General features: G+C 58.2%; 20 protein-coding genes. 8 read left to right on the top strand and 12 right to left on the bottom strand.

Annotated elements, in window-relative coordinates; translation table 11 throughout:
* The first annotated feature begins 46 nt into the window (after positions 1-46).
* Positions 47-460 (top strand): GFA family protein, encoded by a 414-nt coding sequence (locus WA411_RS14165; protein ID WP_069184169.1) that lies wholly within the window; start codon positions 47-49, stop codon positions 458-460.
* On the opposite strand, the gene WA411_RS14160 is transcribed toward WA411_RS14165, so the two are convergent.
* The 7 genes from WA411_RS14160 to WA411_RS14130 all read right to left on the bottom strand — a co-directional run bounded on the left by WA411_RS14160 (position 454) and on the right by WA411_RS14130 (position 8781).
* The gene (locus tag WA411_RS14160; protein ID WP_291909724.1) at positions 454-1575 is read right to left on the bottom strand and encodes a PQQ-dependent sugar dehydrogenase; all 1122 of its coding nucleotides are present in this window, start codon (positions 1573-1575) and stop codon (positions 454-456) included. The two genes, WA411_RS14165 and WA411_RS14160, sit on opposite strands and share 7 nt — an antisense overlap.
* A gap of 253 nt (positions 1576-1828) precedes the next feature.
* Entirely contained in the window at positions 1829-2650 is an 822-nt protein-coding gene (locus tag WA411_RS14155; protein ID WP_291909722.1) for a (2Fe-2S)-binding protein, read from the bottom strand.
* Positions 2637-4667: a Fe(3+)-hydroxamate ABC transporter permease FhuB gene (gene fhuB, locus WA411_RS14150; protein ID WP_291909720.1), complete on the bottom strand. Its 2031-nt coding sequence runs from the start codon at positions 4665-4667 to the stop codon at positions 2637-2639. The genes WA411_RS14155 and fhuB overlap by 14 nt, the downstream gene beginning before the upstream one ends.
* A complete protein-coding gene (locus tag WA411_RS14145) occupies positions 4657-5592 on the bottom strand; it encodes an ABC transporter substrate-binding protein (protein WP_291909718.1) in 936 nt (311 codons plus the stop codon). Before WA411_RS14145 ends, fhuB begins: the two co-directional genes overlap by 11 nt.
* On the bottom strand, positions 5582-6355 hold the full coding sequence (locus WA411_RS14140) for an ABC transporter ATP-binding protein (RefSeq protein WP_209398639.1): 774 nt from the start codon (positions 6353-6355) through the stop codon (positions 5582-5584). Before WA411_RS14140 ends, WA411_RS14145 begins: the two co-directional genes overlap by 11 nt.
* A gap of 68 nt (positions 6356-6423) precedes the next feature.
* Positions 6424-8226: an ABC transporter ATP-binding protein gene (locus WA411_RS14135; protein WP_291909715.1), complete on the bottom strand. Its 1803-nt coding sequence runs from the start codon at positions 8224-8226 to the stop codon at positions 6424-6426.
* A 102-nt stretch (positions 8227-8328) separates the two neighbouring features.
* Positions 8329-8781 carry a YaiI/YqxD family protein gene (locus tag WA411_RS14130; RefSeq protein WP_069184176.1) on the bottom strand — a complete coding sequence of 151 codons (453 nt, stop codon included), beginning with the start codon at positions 8779-8781 and terminating at the stop codon, positions 8329-8331.
* Positions 8782-9064: 283 nt separating this feature from the next.
* Between WA411_RS14130 and WA411_RS14125 the strand changes: the two genes are divergently transcribed.
* The 3 genes from WA411_RS14125 to WA411_RS14115 all read left to right on the top strand — a co-directional run bounded on the left by WA411_RS14125 (position 9065) and on the right by WA411_RS14115 (position 10672).
* Positions 9065-9637 carry a histidine phosphatase family protein gene (locus tag WA411_RS14125; RefSeq protein WP_291909712.1) on the top strand — a complete coding sequence of 191 codons (573 nt, stop codon included), beginning with the start codon at positions 9065-9067 and terminating at the stop codon, positions 9635-9637.
* A gap of 40 nt (positions 9638-9677) precedes the next feature.
* On the top strand, positions 9678-10016 hold the full coding sequence (locus tag WA411_RS14120; protein ID WP_291909710.1) for a zinc ribbon domain-containing protein YjdM: 339 nt from the start codon (positions 9678-9680) through the stop codon (positions 10014-10016).
* Positions 10017-10162: 146 nt separating this feature from the next.
* Positions 10163-10672, top strand: a complete 510-nt coding sequence (locus WA411_RS14115; RefSeq protein ID WP_291909708.1) for a copper chaperone PCu(A)C — start codon at positions 10163-10165, stop codon at positions 10670-10672.
* A 36-nt stretch (positions 10673-10708) separates the two neighbouring features.
* Here the strand turns inward: WA411_RS14115 and WA411_RS14110 are convergent, their stop codons facing one another.
* The gene (locus WA411_RS14110; protein ID WP_136629612.1) at positions 10709-10885 is read right to left on the bottom strand and encodes a DUF2897 family protein; all 177 of its coding nucleotides are present in this window, start codon (positions 10883-10885) and stop codon (positions 10709-10711) included.
* Positions 10886-10949: 64 nt separating this feature from the next.
* Positions 10950-11780, bottom strand: a complete 831-nt coding sequence (locus WA411_RS14105; protein WP_291909706.1) for a zinc-dependent peptidase — start codon at positions 11778-11780, stop codon at positions 10950-10952.
* Between the two features lie 144 nt (positions 11781-11924).
* On the opposite strand from WA411_RS14105, the gene WA411_RS14100 reads away from it, so the two are divergent.
* Genes WA411_RS14100 through WA411_RS14090 form a run of 3 tightly spaced genes read left to right on the top strand, consistent with a single transcriptional unit; the run spans position 11925 to position 13585 of the window.
* Complete coding sequence (locus WA411_RS14100) at positions 11925-12596, top strand: SDR family oxidoreductase (RefSeq protein ID WP_291909703.1); 672 nt, start codon at positions 11925-11927, stop codon at positions 12594-12596.
* A 35-nt stretch (positions 12597-12631) separates the two neighbouring features.
* Positions 12632-13087, top strand: a complete 456-nt coding sequence (locus WA411_RS14095) for a CopD family protein (RefSeq protein ID WP_209398618.1) — start codon at positions 12632-12634, stop codon at positions 13085-13087.
* A gap of 27 nt (positions 13088-13114) precedes the next feature.
* Positions 13115-13585, top strand: coding sequence for a MaoC family dehydratase (locus WA411_RS14090; RefSeq protein ID WP_136629607.1), 471 nt, complete (start codon positions 13115-13117; stop codon positions 13583-13585).
* An 18-nt stretch (positions 13586-13603) separates the two neighbouring features.
* Here WA411_RS14090 and WA411_RS14085 read toward each other — a convergent pair whose 3' ends face one another.
* Positions 13604-14458, bottom strand: coding sequence for a PA4780 family RIO1-like protein kinase (locus tag WA411_RS14085; protein ID WP_291909699.1), 855 nt, complete (start codon positions 14456-14458; stop codon positions 13604-13606).
* A 106-nt stretch (positions 14459-14564) separates the two neighbouring features.
* Here WA411_RS14085 and WA411_RS14080 point away from each other — a divergent pair, with 106 nt between their 5' ends.
* Positions 14565-15425: a DUF6544 family protein gene (locus WA411_RS14080; protein ID WP_291909697.1), complete on the top strand. Its 861-nt coding sequence runs from the start codon at positions 14565-14567 to the stop codon at positions 15423-15425.
* Between the two features lie 22 nt (positions 15426-15447).
* Here the strand turns inward: WA411_RS14080 and WA411_RS14075 are convergent, their stop codons facing one another.
* Together WA411_RS14075 and WA411_RS14070 are read right to left on the bottom strand one after the other, a co-directional pair.
* The gene (locus WA411_RS14075; protein ID WP_069184187.1) at positions 15448-15867 is read right to left on the bottom strand and encodes a universal stress protein; all 420 of its coding nucleotides are present in this window, start codon (positions 15865-15867) and stop codon (positions 15448-15450) included.
* Between the two features lie 139 nt (positions 15868-16006).
* Positions 16007-17389, bottom strand: a complete 1383-nt coding sequence (locus WA411_RS14070) for a sodium-dependent transporter (protein WP_291909693.1) — start codon at positions 17387-17389, stop codon at positions 16007-16009.
* Positions 17390-17404: the final 15 nt, after the last annotated feature.

Genomic DNA, 17404 nt, shown 5'->3' with positions numbered 1-17404 from the left:
ATCGCCCGTGAATTAACCCGTGAACCGAAGCATTGAGGCCCGGACGATGTACACCGGTCGTTGCCTGTGTGGCGATATTAGTTTTCAGTATGATGGCCCGCTCGGCCCGGTTGCCCTGTGCCATTGCAGCCAGTGCCGGCGTGCCCATGGCAGCGCGTTTTCAGCCAGCGCACCGGTACAAAAGGTGCGGTTCCGATTCGTGTCCGGGGAAGACAGAATTACCGAGTTCGAATCACGCCCGGGCAAGTACCGGGGATTCTGCAGTCGCTGTGGCAGCCAGCTCTATAGCCGTGTTGATGCGATTCCCGGGATCCTCAGGCTGAGAGTCGGTTGCATCAACGAGCCTTTGGAAAAAGGGCCTTCCCAGCATGTTTTTGTTGGCTCAAAGTCGGACTGGTTCGAGATAACCGACCAACTCCCGCAGTTCGAAAAGACTGAAAGAACCAACGACCCTCACTGAACTGGAACCATCCGGTAAACCTTTCCTCTTGGTGAATCCGTGAGTAGCCAGAGGGCGCCGTCCGGGCCCATGCGCACATCGCGGATCCGTTCGCCGAGATCGGTCAAAAGATCTTCCTCTTCGGTCACTTTGCCGTCCTGAATGCGCAGGCGAACCAGCTTGCGCATTTTTAGCGCCCCGACGAACAGATCCCCCTGCCATTCCGGGAACAGATTCCCGGTATAGAACGCCATGCCTGAGGGCGCGATGGATGGGTCCCAGTAATGCAGTGGCTGGGCCATGCCTTCCTGGCTGGTTTTACTGGTGATGGGCAGGCCAGAGTAGTCGATGCCGTAGGTGATTGTTGGCCAGCCATAGTCCGTTCCGGCACGGATAATATTGATCTCGTCACCACCCCGTGGGCCATGCTCGTGGCTCCAGATCTCGCCCGTTGCCGGATGGATGGTCATGCCCTGTATATTTCGGTTGCCGGTTGTATAAAAGGTGTCGTTGACGCCGGCGGTGCCGAGGAACGGATTGCCGGGAGCAGGAGAGCCTTCGGTCGTAATCCGGTGAACGCCTCCGGCATCGTCTGCGTTGTTCTGGGCGCGATCCATGTCGCCACGGTCGCCAACCGCCACGTACAGGTTACCCTCCCGGTCGAACTCCATCCGGCCGGCGAAGTGGCGGCCGCCGTTGGAGCGAGGCAGGGCTTCAAAAATCACTTCGACGTCGCTGAGGCGATCACCACTTAAACGCGCGCGAGCTACCCGGGTAGTCATACCCTCCCGGTTTCTGTGGGCGTAGCTCAGGAACAGCACCTGATTCTGCTTGAAGTCCGGATGCAGAATAATGTCCAGCAATCCTCCCTGCCCGGATACAACGAGCTCCGGTACGCCACTGATGGGCGCCTCCACCAACGAACCGTTCCGGATCATCCGCAGCCGACCTTCCCGTTCTGTGACCAGCATGGCGCCATCCGGTAAAAATGCCAGGCTCCAGGGGTGTTCCAGGTTCTGTGCCACGGTTTCGAGGCGAAAATCCGCTCTATCTGAGGAGAAGGTCTGATTTGCCTGGCTCGAGACAGCGACCAGTAACAGGGTGCCGGTCAGGAGAAGGTGCTTGAGAATACCCATTGGAGCCTCCGTTTTTAACGGTGTCATCAGAACATTCAGAGTAGCAGTTGAAGCCGGCGTCGCCGAGGCACACCCCAGACAGAGAATGTATAGGGCGCCGGGTCAATTACGGATCATTGATCCAGTATTGCAAATAACAATTATTCGCATTAAAGTTGCATAGAGTTGGTTCAGTTCAGAGCGGGAGAAAAGGGAATGGCACCCGAACAGGAAATGATTGAGGGTTTGAAGTTGGCGGCAGGCGCAGGTGTGCTTATTGGCCTTGCGGCCATTGGGCTGGCTTTGTCGACCGCTCTTGGGGCATGAGTGTGGCCAGTCGTTCCTTACGATGCACGCCGCAGGTGCCGCAATAACCGCCTTCCGGCAAGAGATATTTCAGGCAACACCCTCTGCGCTGGGGGATTGCCGTGGCCTGCTCACCGAACACGGCCGGAATCCAGTCGATAAACCGGTTCGCATCGTTCTGAAACTGCTCCAGCCAGCCCTGCGCCAATTGGCAGAGCGCATGGGGCTCTGCCAGGTTCCACACGGCTGAAAAAGGTGCTCCCAATCCCAATCCGATGCTGCTCCAGTAAGCGCCAGGGCTGACGCCCAGCTGGCGTCTGAAAACCGGGTACCATTGTGCGGTTATTTCTCCTACCGACCGGACGAAAGTCCTCTCACCAGCCATTTCCCCGCCAGGCACCTGAAACCACCGGGACGTTGTTTGCGACTGTTGGTCCATGGGGGCCAGGAAGATTCGTTTGGCGTCCGGCAAAGGCGCCTGGCCATCGCGGAACAGTCTGAGCGTCAGAGGCGCAATAACGCTGAGCGCCAGATCCTGATGCAGCACAGAAACCAACGCACGTACGGCCCGGGTGCCGGTGTTGTCCGGATAGTCGGTGCCAACCTGGTCAAGTAGTAGCGACGGTTGCTCCAGGCACTGGGCCAAAGACAATACGCTGCTGCGCTCGTCTTCGGCAGGTCTCAGCGCCTCATTCAGAACCAATTCCCTGTTCAGTTCTGACTGGCTCAGAAGGTGGTTGTAATGCCGGGCCCATGGGCCGATCCCGGAGTTGTGGTCAGGCTCTGCCATGGCGACTCAACCCCCAGAGGAAGTACAGGCCGCCGACCAGGGCTGCCAGAAGCCCCGCCGGAAGCTGGTTTGGGTAAACCACAATTCGTGACAGGTAGTCGGCTACTCCCAGCAACAGGCCACCGGCAAGGGCTGCGACAACGAGCTGCCGTCCAACGGTCTGCTGGCCCAGTACCCGGGCGAGGTGAGGAGCTATGAGGCCCACGAAACTCAGCGGGCCGATCACGACCGTTGCCGACGCAGTCAGTAATGCGGCCAACAGAAGTAAAAGCAGACGCACTTTTGTCACCGGCAAACCCAGTGAGCTGGCCGATGTCTCTCCCAGGGGAAGAATGCTCAGGGGCCGGATAATCACCAGCAGGCTGGCCGAGATCAACACGATGAGCGCCAACAGGCCGAGAGCCTCGGCTTCCGAGACCAGCCAGGTGGAACCGTACATCCAGTTGAGAAGCTGCGAGGCCACGGTGCCACCGGAAGCCATCACCAGGCGAAGGCCAGCGTCCATAAAGACATACAGAGCGAGCCCGCCAAGTAAAAGCTGGTTACCGGCAAATCGGTGCTTGCGAGCCAGCAAGATCAGTAAACCCAGAGCCGCTCCAGCGCCGAGGGTGGCTGCACCCAGCTGTCCGCCCCGGCCGACTTCGGCGCCGAACAGGACAATCATGACCATGACCACCGCCGCGCCGCCGCTGATGCCCAGCAGTTCCGGGCTGGCCATGGGGTTGCCTGTCATGCGCTGGATCAATGTTCCAGCAAGGCCGAGGGCCATGCCAGCAAGAATTGCAGCCATGAGCCTGGGGCCGCGCCAGACCCAGGCCTCGTGCCACTGGGTGATCGGAGTCCAGCTCCACTCGGTCAGCCCGGGGGACCAGGCCATGGAGATGCAGATGGTGATCAGAAGGAGCATGGCTAAGGCCCCACCGATCACAAGGCTGGAACGTCGCTTCGGCAGGAAGCCGGCGGGGCTGTCGTCCTGCCCGGGCATATGATGGGTATTCTTCAAGCCTTGCAGAGCCAGCAGAATGATCGGCCCGCCGATCAGGGCGGTGGTGGTGCCGGTTGGCACCAGAGACCCGTCACCCCAGGTGGATGCCCAGTGGGCGAGGGTATCGGCCAGCAACAGTAGACCCGCGCCCAGAACACTGCTCCAGATAAGCCGTTCAGACAGGGTGCGGGCCCCCAGCAGTCTCGCCAGTACCGGTGCCGCAAGACCGATAAACGCCACGACGCCGACCCGGCTCACCACAGTGGCACTCATCATTACAACCAGAAACAGGGCCAGGACGCGGATCAGGCCAACCTTGGCGCCAAGGGAGCGGGCGGAGGTTTGCCCCAGTTGCATAACCTGAAGCGGGCGCATCAACAGAATCATGAATACACCCAGCACCAGCACCCGGGGCCAGAGATCCGTGAACGGTTGCCAGTTGTTCTGGACCAGGGAACCGGCGCCCCAGATAAACAGGTTTCCTAGCCACTCTCCCTTGAGCAGCAGGAACGCCATGTTTACTGCGCCCAGGAAAAAGGTGACAACAAGACCGGCCAGGATCACGGTGACTGGTGAAAAGCCCAGGCGCCAGGTGAGTGCGATAACCAGCCCGATGGCCAGAAAGCCACCGGAGACTGCCGCCAGATCCGGGCTAAGAGCCAGCAAGCCGGGGAAGAACAGGGTCGCGACCGTTATGCCGAACTGACCACCGGCTTCAACACCCAGCGTTGTGGGTGAGGCCAGGGGGTTGCCCAGGATCTGCTGGGTAACCGCGCCCGCAAGGCCAAGGCCACAACCAATCAGGACGGCCATGGCGACCCGCGGTGCCCAGCTGAAGTGGGCGAGTACCGACGCGTAATCATTGGCTTCGAACGTCCAGAAGGCGGCGATCAGATCGGCGGCATTGAGCTGGTCAAACCAGGGTGCAGCGCTTGCGAGAAAGGCGCAAAACCAGATCAGCGCCGCAGCCACCGGCAACCTTGCTGGCAGGGAGGGGCGACCGACAGGGCTGTTTGCGGATTCAGCGTACATTGTCTGAACCTCCTGCTATCAGGCTATCAGCCAGTAACGTCGCCAGCCGCTTGACGGGGAAGACGCCTCCGAACGGCCAGACCGGATCGATCTGGTACACCTGATCGCGTTGAACAGGCGGCAGATAGGTCCAGAAAGGGCTGTCTGCCAGGGTGTCGGACAACCCGGGCAGGGTCGGAGCAATGACAACAATCCGGGTGTCCTGATAGGGCGCGAGCGCCTCAAGCCCAGCGACCGAGAAACCCCAATAATTACCGGGCTGGGACCAGGCGTTTTCAAGACCAAGGGCGTCGAGGGCACTCTGATAAAGACCGTTTGGCGCATAAACGCGAACGTGGCGGTCGTCCAGGAAATTCACCAGCGCCACCGGCCGCTCGGTGAGGTTGGCATTCTCAAGACGACGGCGCTGAGTCTGCAGAGTCCGGTTTATGTCGTTGAGAACAGCTGCGGCGCGTTCCTCTCGGTCCAGCATGTCACCCAGAGTGGTTAGCATATCGCTGGCTTTTTCGTGGGGGTTGGAGCCTTTTTTGTAAACACTGACAACGTAGGTTGGCGCAATGCGTTCAAGGAGGTTAGCGGCGGGCGCCATTTCGGAGCTGGTGACGATCAGGTCTGGCTTGAGTTCGGCGATGGCTTCCAGGCTCGGCGCCACCCGGGTACCGATGTTGGCCACGCCCTCGGGAAGTTCCGGTTCCTTGACCCAGACACTGTAGCCGTCGCGATCGGCAACGCCAACTGGAGTCACCCCGAGTAACAAAAGCGCCTCTGTCGCTGCCCAGTTCAGGGCAATAACACGTTGCGGGGTTTTATCCAGGCTGAGCGTGCCTTGCTCATGCTGCCATGTCTCCGCGCCGGCAAACACTGGCAGCAAACCCACAAGAAGTATGAAGCAGAATCGAAACCCCGGGACACGACTAGTGAACATAGGACACCCACTGGCCGGGCGCCCGCTCCATCACCCCCATGGGTACGCCATAAATGGATTCCAGGATGCCGGAATCCATGATTTCACGGGGGCTGCCATCGGCCACAAGCTGCCCGGATTTCAGGGCCACCAGGCGGTCGCAGAATCGTGCCGCAAGATCCACATCGTGCAACACAACGACAACCGTGAGGTCTCTTTGTTCGGCAAGACGATGTACGAGGCGCAGGGTTTCAACCTGATGTTTTACATCCAGGGCCGATATGGGTTCATCAAGAAGCAGGCATCGGGTTTGCTGGGCCAGCAGCATGGCAATCCAGGCGCGCTGGCGTTCACCACCAGAGAGTGTGTCCACGGAGCGATGCTGGAAGGCTCCGAGCCCGGTGTCGTCGATAGCCCCGGTAATCAGTTGGTGGTCTTCGTCGTTATAGCGGCCCAGGGGCCCGCGCCAGGGGTAACGGCCCAGGGCAACCAGCTCGCGAACTGTCAAACCATCAGTGCCCGGGGGATGCTGGGGCAGGTAGCCTACATTGCGGGCAAACTCCCGGGCCCCTGTGTTCCGGAAAGATTTTCCCAGCAGCTGTACTTCACCTGAGGCCGGCGCAAGCTGGCGGGCAAGCACCTTGAGCAGTGTAGACTTGCCGGAGCCGTTGTGCCCGAGCAGGGCTGTCACCTCACCCTCAACGAAACCGAGGTTGAGGTTTTGCAGTATGGTGGTGTCGCCAATACGAACACCGAGATTGGAAACGTCAAAAAAAACAGGCATGCAGGCTCCCGGAATTCTGAGGGCCTGCAGGATAATTTAAATGCGAATCACTATCAATATTTATATCGTTAAACGGCAGCCTGGATCTGACCGGTCTGCACTCGCCATTGGTTGGCGTAGGCGCCATCCTGTTCCAGCAGCTCCCGGTGAGTTCCCTGTTCAAGCACTTTGCCGCCTTCAATGACCGCAATGGAGTCGGCGTCAACGATCGTGGAGAGCCGATGTGCGATCATGATCACGGTCCGGTTATGGCCAATGCGCTTCAGGGATCGCTGGATGGCGGCCTCTGTTTCGTTGTCCACGGCGCTGGTGGCTTCATCGAGTACCAGAATGGGCGGGTCCTTCAGCAATGCCCGCGCCAGCGAGAGGCGTTGCCGCTGTCCTCCCGACAGACGAACACCGCGTTCACCTACCGGTGTATCCAGACCCTCCGGCAGGGCTTCGATGAAGGACCAGGCTTCCGCGGTTTTTGCGGCATCGATGATGTCGGCATCGGTGGCAGCCGGATTCCCGTAAGCCAGGTTTTCCCGGATCGTGCCCTCGAATAGATAGACATCCTGGCTCACCAGCCCGATCGAGCCGCGCAGGGAATTCAGGCTGAGGTCCCGAATGGGTTGGCCATCGATGCGGATTTCGCCGTTGCTCGGGTCGTAGAACCGGAGCAGCAACTTGATCAGGGTGGATTTGCCGGAGCCGGTAGCGCCCACCAGCGCAAGGGTGTTGCCCGCTGGCACGGTCAGGCTGATATCCCGGATACCGGCGCCGCTGGAGGGATAGTGAAAGCTTACTTTGTCCAGCTCAACGTTGCCTTTTACCGGTGCCTCGAGGGCCTTCCCGCCCTCATCACGAACGTGCACGGGTTCGGCCAGAAGATCCAGAATCCGGCGTGTGCTTGCCATGGCACGCTCGAACAGGTCAATCACCTCGGCAAGGCCTGTCAGCGGCCAGAGCAGGCGCTGGGTCAGGAATACCAGCACGCCATAGGCACCCACGTTCAGGCTGCCCTCGAGGGCCATCATGCCGCCCACCGTAAAGGTGGCCAGGAAGCCGGCGAGGATAGCCATCCGGATGACAGGAATAAACGCGGAACTGATACGGATGGCTCGGCGATTGGCCTCTACGTAGGCTTCGCTGCTCTCCTTGAGTCGTTTGGCTTCCCGCTGTTCGGCGGTAAAGCTCTTGATGGTGGCAATGCCGCCCAGGTTGTTCGCCAGACGGCTGGACAGGTCGCCCACTTTTTCCCGAACGTCGGCATAAAGCGGCCCGGCTTTGCGCTGGAAATAGAAGGCGCCCCAGATAATCAGGGGAATGGGTGTGAAGGCCAGCAGTGCAATAAGCGGTGAGAGTACGAAGAAGACGGCGCCCACGGCAACGACGGTCACCAGAACCTGAATCATCGCGTTGGTGCCACCATCAAGGAAGCGCTCTAGCTGGTTGACGTCGTCGTTCATGGTGGCCACCAGCTGACCAGAGCTGCGGGCCTCGAAGAAGCTCATGTCGAGGCGCTGGGCATGCTCGTAGGCGTCCTGACGCAGATCCGATTGCAGTCGTTGGGCCAGATTGCGCCAGAGGATCTGGAACAGGTATTCGAACAGGGATTCACCGGCCCAGATAAAGAAGGTGAGTACCGCCAGAATGGTGATCTGTTCCTGAGCGGTTTCAAAGCCCAGGCCTGCCACAAAGCTTTCTTCCTGGTTGACGACCACATCAATGGCGACGCCGATCAGGATTTCAGGGGCAATATCGAACAGTTTGTTGATGATCGAGCAGGTTGTAGCGGCGATGATCTGCCGGCGATATCCCCGGGCGTATCTGAGTAGGCGGGCCAGGGCAGCAAAACTGCTGGTGGTTTTGTGGCTGTGTGAGGACATACTCCGCTTCTCTCCCGTGTATCAGGCAGGCCAGAGGTAAGCCTGCAAATAGTAAGGCGGGAAGGGTAGCGGATCTGTCTTGGTTTTAAAATAGAATCATTATCACCTGCGGGCGTTTCTTTGGAGCCAGCGGTCGAGTTTGTCGGCGAATTCCTTGCGGTCGGTCTGACTGAACGGGGCTGGCCCGCCGGTGACCTGACCGGCGTTGCGCATTTCTTCCATGAAGTTTCGCATGGCCAGGCGCTGGCGGATGTTCTCTTTGGTGAAGGCCTGGCCCCTGGGGTTGAAGACGTCGGCACCTTTTTCAATGGCCTCTGCGGCCAGTGGTATGTCCTGGGTGATCACCAGGTCGCCCTCCTGCATCTGGTCCATGATTTCGTTATCGGCGACATCGAAGCCATGGGGGACCTGGCGTCGCTTGATGTAGGGGCTCGGGGGCAGGTTGATGGCGTGGTTGGCGATGAAGGTGGTGTCGATTTGCCAGCGAGTGGCGGCGCGGCAGAGGATTTCCCTGATTGGAACGGGGCAGGCGTCGGCGTCGACCCAGATTGGCATGGTGGTTCCTTCTGTTTGCGTGGTTCTGTGCAGAGTTTACCTGTTGTTGATATGAGCCTGATAGATATTGCCCGCGTATCTCTCATAGGGCTGCGGACATTGGTGCTGGAGGCATTGGGAGCCCCCTTCCAAAAACCGCTACGAGCACGTCCATGTGCGCTTGTTTCAGGCCATCCTTGGCCTTCAACATTTTTGGAAGGGGGCTCCCAATGCCTCTATCGGGCATCTTCAGTTCATCCGCGACTCCTACAGCACGTTTGGATCTTTTGGGGAGGTAGCAACTATGTGTGTTCGATTTCTAATAACTGTCTTTCTGGCTGGGGCCCTGTGTTTCAGCGTTTCCGCTGCCGATAACAACGAAGAAGCCTGGGATGCCCTGCGAGAGGGACGAGCGGTTCTGATGCTCCGCCATGCCTTGGCGCCTGGAACCGGTGATCCGGGCAACTTTGATATCAACGATTGCAGCACCCAGCGGAATCTGAACGATACCGGTCGGGAACAGGCCCGGGCGTGGAAGCCGTTTCTGGCGGACCATGGGATTACCGAAGCGCGGGTGTTCAGCAGTCAGTGGTGTCGCTGTATGGATACCGCTACAGGAATGAACATGGGTGAGGTGACGGAATGGCCGTCGTTGAATTCGTTTTTCCGGAATCGTGGTGACGGGCCGACTCAGACGCGGCAGACGATTACTCTGGTGAACCAGCTCGAAGAAGGCGCGCCGGTTATTCTTGTGTCCCATCAGGTGAACATCACGGGGCTGACCGGGATTTTCCCCTCGTCGAACGAGGGGGCCATTATCGCCTTGCCTTTGTCGGAAGATCCCACGGTGCTGGCGCGCGTCTCGCCCGGGCGTTGATGGTATAATCCTGCGCTCATTCAATTAACAGGAAATGATAATGTCGCAGTTTCCGCCATGCCCGCAGTGCAGTTCCGAGTACACCTATGAGGACGGCGTTCAACTGGTTTGTCCCGAGTGTGGGCACGAGTGGTCTGAGACGGAGGCTGCGGCGGCGGACGCCGAGAAGGTGATTCGTGACGCCAACGGAAATGAACTTCAGGACGGCGATACGATTACGGTTATCAAGGATCTGAAGGTCAAGGGCTCCAGTTCCGTGGTTAAAGTTGGCACCAAGGTGAAGAATATCCGCCTGGTGGACGGTGATCACGACATCGACTGCAAGATCGATGGGATTGGTGCCATGAAACTGAAGTCGGAATTTGTCAAGAAGGCCTGATTCCCAGCGTTGCGTCCGGGTTCTGTCTTTGTCTCCGTTGGTGATTCTCCGGATTATCTGCGGCTTTTTGTCGCACTGAAAAACTTGGATGCATGGGACTGACTTTCTATTCTGTACCCCGACATCATCGACAAGGAATACCGGAAATGAAGTACTGCCTGAGTGTGTTTGTGCTGGCATTGGCTCTGGTGGCGCCTGCAGCCATGGCCCATGATTACAGCCAGGGTCCTGTGACGGTCGATCATCCCTGGAGCCGGCCCACACCGCCCGGTACCCCGATGGGAGTGGGGTATATGAGTATCTCCAATAATGGCAGTAGTGATATCACCCTGGTGGGTGCCGCTACCCCGCGGGCAGACAACGTCTCGATTCATGAAACCAGCATGCACGATGGTGTGATGCGTATGGCGCCGGTAAAAGAAGGGCTACCCATACCTGCGGGCACTACGGTTGAGTTGAAGCCCCACAGTTTTCACCTGATGCTGGAAAAACTGGAAAGCCCGTTGCGCGAGGGAGAGAGCATTCCGCTGACCCTGCGTTTTGAGGGTGCGCAAGAAATGCAGGTTGAGCTCAATGTTGAACCGCTGGATGGCGAGGTGATGAAGAAACAGAGCATGGACCACTCCGGCAAGGAAATGGACCACAGCGGGCACTGACGTATCTGCCCGGCTTGGTTCTGAAGACTGACCGGGCTACCACTCCTTGTCTTCGGCGCTTTCCTCAGCTTCGATCTCGGCCTTCCTGGCTTGAATCTTCTTCATTTTTTCATCGGAGATTTTCATGCTGTGTGCACTGTCACGCAGTATCAGCAGGCTGCCGACGATCAAGGCCAGGGCGAGAATTATGAAGACCCATCCTATGGCTGGCATGTCTACCTCCCTCAATTGATCCCGTTTCCTACATAGTGGACCACGCGTTCATCTGTCACAACCGTCAGGCATCTTGCCAGAGGGTTGTCGGGTCCAGCCGGTAGTACCCTTGCAGTGCCGCATAAACCTCGGGCTGCTCGTGTTTGAGATGACTCGGTTGCTGGAAAAACGCCTCAGTCAGTACTGCAAAAAATTCGGCCGGTTCAGTGGCACCGTAGGGGTCAAGCCATGGCTTCTGGTGGTGATGCAGGGTGTGCCTGAGATGTTCGTAGGCGTGGGTCATCGACGTTTGCCAGTGTCTGGCCTGTTCACCGCTGAGGGGTGGCGCACCGTCCGCGGTGCCGTCGAGATAGTCCAGCTGGTGGGCGAATTCATGGAGTATCACATTGTGGCTGCTGTGCCGATTCCTGGCGGCTTCCTCACACTCTTTCCAGGCCAGAACCACCTGACCCCGGCTTGAAGCCTCGCCGGCCCGTATTTCGTTGCTCTCGCTGACAACCAGTCCGTCGCTTTCAATGTCTCTGACCTGATAGGCGTCGGGATAGACCAGAATGCTGCTTACCTCATCATAATCCGAGTACGGCCGGGCAAGAATGAGCAAGCAGGCGTGGCCGGCAATGGTCACTCTCACCCTGTCGTCCACTTCAAAGCCGTCACAGCCATAGAATTCTTTTTCCGCGAGGAAAAGCTGTACCCGCTGCTCCAATGTCTGCTTCAGGGTTTCAGGAAGCTGCCGGTAAAGCGGCACGCTCTCCTCAAGATGATGGCGCCACGGGGCTGGAAAGGGAGCTCTCAGTTCCCGCTCTCTCCGCCAGGTGCGGTAGAAGAAAAGGTAAAAAATGGTGGCCGCGATCAGGGTCACTGCAAAGACTGCGAAAACAAGTGCTGCTGACATGGCGCTCCCGGCGACCGTTAATGGGTTAGCCCTATCTTACAGAAAAATCCCATCTGCAAGCGGCGAGGTTGCGTATTGCTGGTTGTTCTCGAACGCAGGGGATGTAAAGCTGATTGGGCTGCACTCATCGTCAAGGAGGTTGATATGTCGGAGAATTCCATTGTTGTGATCACCGGAGCAAACCGGGGCATTGGTCTGGAGCTTGCCCGGCTGTACGCAAGCCGCGGCTGTTCGGTGATCGGCGTGTGTCGGGAAGCTTCGCCGGAGCTGAAAAAGGTCGCGGCGCGGATCATTGACAGAGTTGATGTGACGACTGATGAGGGTATGGCAAGACTCGTGGCCGGACTGGAAGGCGAGCACATCGACCTGCTGATCAATAATGCCGGTCTGCTTCAGGATGAGAAGCTGGGCAGCATCGACTTTGATTCCATTCGAACGCAGATGGAAATAAACGCCTATGCCCCGCTTAGGGTGGCTGAAGCGCTGGTTGACCAGATTCCCTCGGGAGGCAAAATCGCCAACGTTACCAGTCGCATGGGCTCTATCGCAGACAATGACTCAGGCGGCCGCTACGGGTACCGCGCCTCCAAGGCAGCGCTCAATGCTTTCGGCAAGTCCCTGGCGATGGATCTGAAGCCCCGGGGTATCGCCGTGGCACAATTGCATCCGGGCTACGTTAAAACCCGCATGGTGAATTTTGGCGGGTTGATCACTCCCGAGGAATCGGCGAAGGGCCTGGCACAACGCATTGATGGCCTGACCCTCGATAACACGGGGTCATTCTGGCATAGCAATGGCGAAGAACTGCCGTGGTAGATTAGCGGCTTACTTTAATTGGAAGGATTATTCAGATGAGTCTGGCAATTGCACTGCACGTTCTTTCCGCAGTGATCTGGGTTGGCGGCATGTTCTACGCCTACATGGCGATGCGCCCGGCCGTTGTTGAGGTTGTAGAAGCCTCCCAGCGTGGTCTTTTGTGGTCGAAAACTCTTGAGCGATTCTTTCGCTGGGTGTGGCTCTCGGTTGTTTTGCTCCTGGTCACCGGTTACTGGATGATTTTCAGTGTGTTTGGCGGTATGGCTGGTGCTGGCTGGCACATCCACGCCATGCAGACGCTCGGCCTCGTGATGATGCTGATCTACTTCCACGTGTATTTTGCGCCTTTCCGGCGGCTCAAGCAGGCGGTGGCAAACAAGGATCCCCAGGCTGGTGGTGTTCAGGTGGGAAAAATCCGTCGGCTGGTCGGTATCAATCTGATCCTCGGCCTGATTGTGGTCGCGATAGGGTCTGGCGGTCGGTACCTGTGACCGGCTGGGCGACGAGGGGCCGATATCATGTCTGATATTCGAAAGAGAGCCATTGCCGGCCTGAAAACCGGGGATTCGTTCACTCTGGTGCGCACCTTCACGGAAGAAGAGACTCTTTACTTCGGCGAGATCAGTCGCGATCAGAATCCGGTCCATTACAGCGATGAATTCGCGCAAGCGAAGAATCTGCAGGGCAAGATCTGCCATGGCCTGCTGGTTGGAGGAATGATCACGGAAGTGGGCGGGCAGATCGGCTGGCTGGCGTCCGGCATGAATTTTCGCTTCCGCCGGCCGGTGTACTTTGGCGATACCATCACCTGTGTGTTCACCATCACCGAGGTGGATGAGCGTAATCGGGCCCGGGCCGAAGCGATTCTCTCGAATCAACACGGAGAGCCGGTCATCGAAGCCTGGTTGACGGGTGTTCTTCCGGGGCCTAGGGAACAGCAGGTGATGTCAGCAATGATCAGCGAAGAGAAAACCACCTCTGCTGGCTGACCAGCACCGGCCGAGGCCTCAGTCCTCCTCGGCGTCCCTCATGCGTTCCTGTCGCTCCCATTCTTCCTCTTTTGCCGCATCGATGATTTCCATCAGTTCGTCAACGTTGGCAGCGGTATCATCGTGCTGGAAGCAGCCGGTGAGCTTGCTGTCCGGGTGCAGGTCGCCTGACTCGTAGAGCGCCCAGATCTCCTTGCCGTAATCGGTATTCAAAAGTTCCGGCGCGAATCGGCCAAAATACCGGCGCATATTGTCCACGTCGCGCTCCAGCATGCGCTCCGCGTTATTATTCCCGGCTGCATTGACTGCCTGGGGGAGATCAATGATGACCGGTCCGTTCGCATCGATCAGAACGTTGAATTCCGAGAGATCCCCATGGATCAGACCGGCACTCAACATGCGGACGACCTCGCGGATAATCTGGCCGTGGAAGTCGCGGGCCTGTTCCGGGGAGAGCGTAACATCATCCAGCCTGGGCGCGGCCCGGCCATCTTCATCCGTCACCAGCTCCATCAGCAGTACACCGTCCACGAAGCCCAGGGGTTCGGGAACCCGGACACCGGCCGCGGCAAGCCGGTAGAGGGCGTCTACCTCGGCGTTGAGCCAGGCATCTTCCTGCTCCTTCTGGCCGTACCTGGTTTTCTTGTTCATCGCCCGGCCCCGGCGGCTGTTCCGGACCTTTCGACCTTCCTGGTACTCCACAGCCTGCTTGAAGCTTCGCTTGGCGGCTTCCTTGAAAACCTTGGTGCAGCGGGTCTGATCGCCACAGCGCACCACATAAACCTGCGCTTCCTTACCGCTCATCAGCTGGTAGAGCACCTCATCCACCATGCCGTCATCGACAAGCGGTTGTAATCTCTTCGGTACTTTCATAAAACCTTTTAGGCGGAAAGTGAGTCGGCCAGCCGCGTTGATTGATCTGGAACAAGGCTGGATCTGGGCAGGGCAGGGACAATGACTGCTACGGAGCATAGCTTACATGAAAATCTTTTTCCTGATCCTGTTGATTGTGCTGGTCGCGACTGCCTTGGCCCTCTGGTTCTGGCGCCAGACCGACCACGCTTCGGATCATGCCGCCATGGCCAGGTTGGCGGCTCTGCAACCAACTGCACCAGAGCGCTTTGATGTTTCTCTTCTGGAGGGACTGCCGGAGCCTGCCCAGCGCTATTTCCGGTACACCATTCAGCCTGGTACACCTCTGTATACCGTGGCGCGGATATCGATGAATGGGAAGTTTGGCATGGGCAATCGGGAGTCGCCCGACTACATGGATATGCAGGCCTCACAGGTTCTGGCCATGCCCGAAGGCTTTGTGTGGAAGATGGGTGCCAGCCGTGGCGCCCTGAGGGTTTCTGGCTCAGACACCGAAAAGTGGACGCGGTTCTGGCTGATGGGTTTGCTGCCAGTGGCCAGGATGGGCGGAGATGCGGATCACACCCGTTCGGCTTTCGGTCGCTATGTGGCAGAGTCGGTGTTCTGGACACCCGCAGCCCTGCTGCCGGGCCAGGGGGTCAAGTGGGAGCTTGTTGATGTCAATACGGCGCGTGTGATTGTCCGCCATAACGGTATGGAGCAGGCAGTGGATGTTGTGGTGGCCGAGGACGGCCGGCCGCTCCAGGTGAATTTTGACAGGTGGACCAACGCGAATTCGGAAAAAGTTCATCGCTTGCAGCCCTTTGGCGGCTACCTGTCAGAGTTTCGGGAGTTTGACGGGTTTCATTTACCGACCCGGGTGGAAGCCGGGAACTTCTTCGCCACGGAAAATTATTTTCCTTTCTTCATTGCAAGCGTAACGGACATCGAATTTCCGAGGCATGACGCAATCGGGCACCCGGAATAGGGCCCCGGATGCCCCGCTATCTTTAACGAACAACAAATACCGAAATATCACTGTGTTTGACGATATTGGCGCCGTTCGAGTGGAGAATGTGTAGCCGGTCGCCAATTCCCGGAGGATGTGAGGCCATCACCACCAGGTCAGTGCCGGTTGTTTTGATCGCTTCAAGCAACTTGTCATCAAGCTCTACGGCCGTATCAGCAGATTCAATCACCATGCTGTCGGTGTCGATCCCATGGGATTTCCCCTGCTCTTCCGCAAACACACTCAGCTTCTCGGCAAGCTCTTTCGGGTTATGGGCAGCCGCTCCCGGGGTGCTGTTTGTCACGCTTACGTAGCACAGGGTGGCGTTGTAGTGTTTGGCAATATCAATGGAGGTATTGAGCGCCTTGACCATTTTATCGGTATGGGCGAGGTCGACCGGAACGAGTATCTTGCTGTACATACGAGTTCTCCTTTTCCGCCTGAGATGCAGAACATTGGTCTTCTGTCCTGAACCCAGATTGGCAGTACCCTTTCAGGTATGTCAAAAAAAGCCCGGTGAAGTTCACCGGGCTGTTGCGGTCAAAGGCGCCTGTTTACCGTTACACCAGGTTGTACAGGAAAACCACGGCGATACCCGCAGGCGTCAGGTATCGAAGAACAAACATGAACGCCCTGTAGCTGCTTCCCTGCAGACCAATATCGGCCGGCAGGCTTTCCTTTTTCATTGCCCATCCGGCAAACAGGGCAATGGCCAGCCCGCCGAGTGGCATCATCAGGTTGGAGACCAGGAAATCGAGCAGGTCGAACACCGTCTTGCCCTCGAAGAACGGGATGAAGCCGAGCGGATGCACGCTATCCCAGACGTTGAACGACAGCACGGTACCGATACCGATAAACCAGATAGCGAGGCCACCACCAAGCGCGCTTTTCGCCCGGCTGACGCCTTTGTGTTCCTCCAGCCACTCCACCACCGGCTCCAACATGGAAATGGCCGACGTGATGGCTGCTACCAGTAGCAGTGCGAAGAAAATGGTGCCGAACAGGGCACCGCCACTCATCTGGCCAAACGCCAATGGCAGGGTTACAAAAATCAGGCCGGGGCCGGCGCCAGGTTCCAGGCCATTGGCAAACACCAGCGGGAAGATGGCGAGTCCCGCAAGAAGGGCGACGCTGGTGTCCAGAACGGCAATGGTCATGGCGGTTCTGGCAATATTCACCGTCTTTGGCAGGTAAGAGCCGTAGGCCATCAGAACACCAATGCCGATGCTCAGGGTGAATGCTGCGTGACCCAGGGCGGTCAGAACACCAGCGGTGGTGAGCTTGCTGAAGTCCGGCGAGAACATGAAACTCACGGCCCGGCCAAAGCTGCCGCTGTTCATGGCGTAGATCACCATCGCAATCAGCAGCACGAACAGCAATGGCATAAGCATGTTCACGGCTTTCTCAAGCCCGGAGCGAATGCCCCGACCGACGATAAACACGACGATGGCCATGAACACGGAATGCCACATCAGCAGTTCCCAGGGATTGGCCAGCAACCCGCCGAACTGGCCGCCAATGGCCTCGGCATCGGCACCGGTAAACAGTCCGGTCGCAGCCTTGCCGATATAGACCAGCGCCCAGCCGCCAATTACGGCGTAAAAAGACAGCACCAGGAACGAGGCAATAACGCCATTCCAGCCGATCGCCCTCCAGCCTCTGGCGGTGCCTTCGGTTTTGGTCAGGGTGCGCATGGTCGCTACAGGGCTCTGTCCGCCCCGGCGACCAATCATGGTCTCGGCAATCAGAACCGGCACACCAATCAGGAAGATGCAGGCCAGGTAGATCAGAACGAAGGCGCCGCCGCCGTTCTCTCCGGTAATGTATGGAAACTTCCAGATGTTCCCGAGGCCTACCGCCGAGCCGGCAGCGGCCAGGATAAACGCCATCCGTGAAGACCAGAGGTTGTTGGCCTGCTGGTGTGGTTGGGTACTCTCACTCATTCTTTTCTCCGGCTA

It is taken from the genome of Marinobacter sp. CH_CUG1437-1 (assembly GCF_037029655.1).
Lineage (GTDB): Bacteria > Pseudomonadota > Gammaproteobacteria > Pseudomonadales > Oleiphilaceae > Marinobacter > Marinobacter salsuginis.
This window is presented reverse-complemented; position numbering and strand designations above follow the sequence as displayed.

Bases quoted from the DNA above. Each gene is read 5' to 3' on its own strand.
- WA411_RS14125 (WP_291909712.1), top strand. From the start codon at position 9,065: ATGTGTGTTCGATTTCTAATAACTGTCTTTCTGGCTGGGGCCCTGTGT.
- fhuB (WP_291909720.1), bottom strand. From the start codon at position 4,667: ATGTACGCTGAATCCGCAAACAGCCCTGTCGGTCGCCCCTCCCTGCCA.
- WA411_RS14085 (WP_291909699.1), bottom strand. From the start codon at position 14,458: ATGAAAGTACCGAAGAGATTACAACCGCTTGTCGATGACGGCATGGTG.
- WA411_RS14165 (WP_069184169.1), top strand. From the start codon at position 47: ATGTACACCGGTCGTTGCCTGTGTGGCGATATTAGTTTTCAGTATGAT.
- WA411_RS14140 (WP_209398639.1), bottom strand. From the start codon at position 6,355: ATGCCTGTTTTTTTTGACGTTTCCAATCTCGGTGTTCGTATTGGCGAC.
- WA411_RS14110 (WP_136629612.1), bottom strand. From the start codon at position 10,885: ATGCCAGCCATAGGATGGGTCTTCATAATTCTCGCCCTGGCCTTGATC.
- WA411_RS14075 (WP_069184187.1), bottom strand. From the start codon at position 15,867: ATGTACAGCAAGATACTCGTTCCGGTCGACCTCGCCCATACCGATAAA.
- WA411_RS14155 (WP_291909722.1), bottom strand. From the start codon at position 2,650: ATGGCAGAGCCTGACCACAACTCCGGGATCGGCCCATGGGCCCGGCAT.
- WA411_RS14070 (WP_291909693.1), bottom strand. From the start codon at position 17,389: ATGAGTGAGAGTACCCAACCACACCAGCAGGCCAACAACCTCTGGTCT.
- WA411_RS14120 (WP_291909710.1), top strand. From the start codon at position 9,678: ATGTCGCAGTTTCCGCCATGCCCGCAGTGCAGTTCCGAGTACACCTAT.
- WA411_RS14130 (WP_069184176.1), bottom strand. From the start codon at position 8,781: ATGCCAATCTGGGTCGACGCCGACGCCTGCCCCGTTCCAATCAGGGAA.
- WA411_RS14105 (WP_291909706.1), bottom strand. From the start codon at position 11,780: ATGTCAGCAGCACTTGTTTTCGCAGTCTTTGCAGTGACCCTGATCGCG.
- WA411_RS14115 (WP_291909708.1), top strand. From the start codon at position 10,163: ATGAAGTACTGCCTGAGTGTGTTTGTGCTGGCATTGGCTCTGGTGGCG.
- WA411_RS14095 (WP_209398618.1), top strand. From the start codon at position 12,632: ATGAGTCTGGCAATTGCACTGCACGTTCTTTCCGCAGTGATCTGGGTT.
- WA411_RS14160 (WP_291909724.1), bottom strand. From the start codon at position 1,575: ATGGGTATTCTCAAGCACCTTCTCCTGACCGGCACCCTGTTACTGGTC.
- WA411_RS14145 (WP_291909718.1), bottom strand. From the start codon at position 5,592: ATGTTCACTAGTCGTGTCCCGGGGTTTCGATTCTGCTTCATACTTCTT.
- WA411_RS14080 (WP_291909697.1), top strand. From the start codon at position 14,565: ATGAAAATCTTTTTCCTGATCCTGTTGATTGTGCTGGTCGCGACTGCC.
- WA411_RS14090 (WP_136629607.1), top strand. From the start codon at position 13,115: ATGTCTGATATTCGAAAGAGAGCCATTGCCGGCCTGAAAACCGGGGAT.
- WA411_RS14135 (WP_291909715.1), bottom strand. From the start codon at position 8,226: ATGTCCTCACACAGCCACAAAACCACCAGCAGTTTTGCTGCCCTGGCC.
- WA411_RS14100 (WP_291909703.1), top strand. From the start codon at position 11,925: ATGTCGGAGAATTCCATTGTTGTGATCACCGGAGCAAACCGGGGCATT.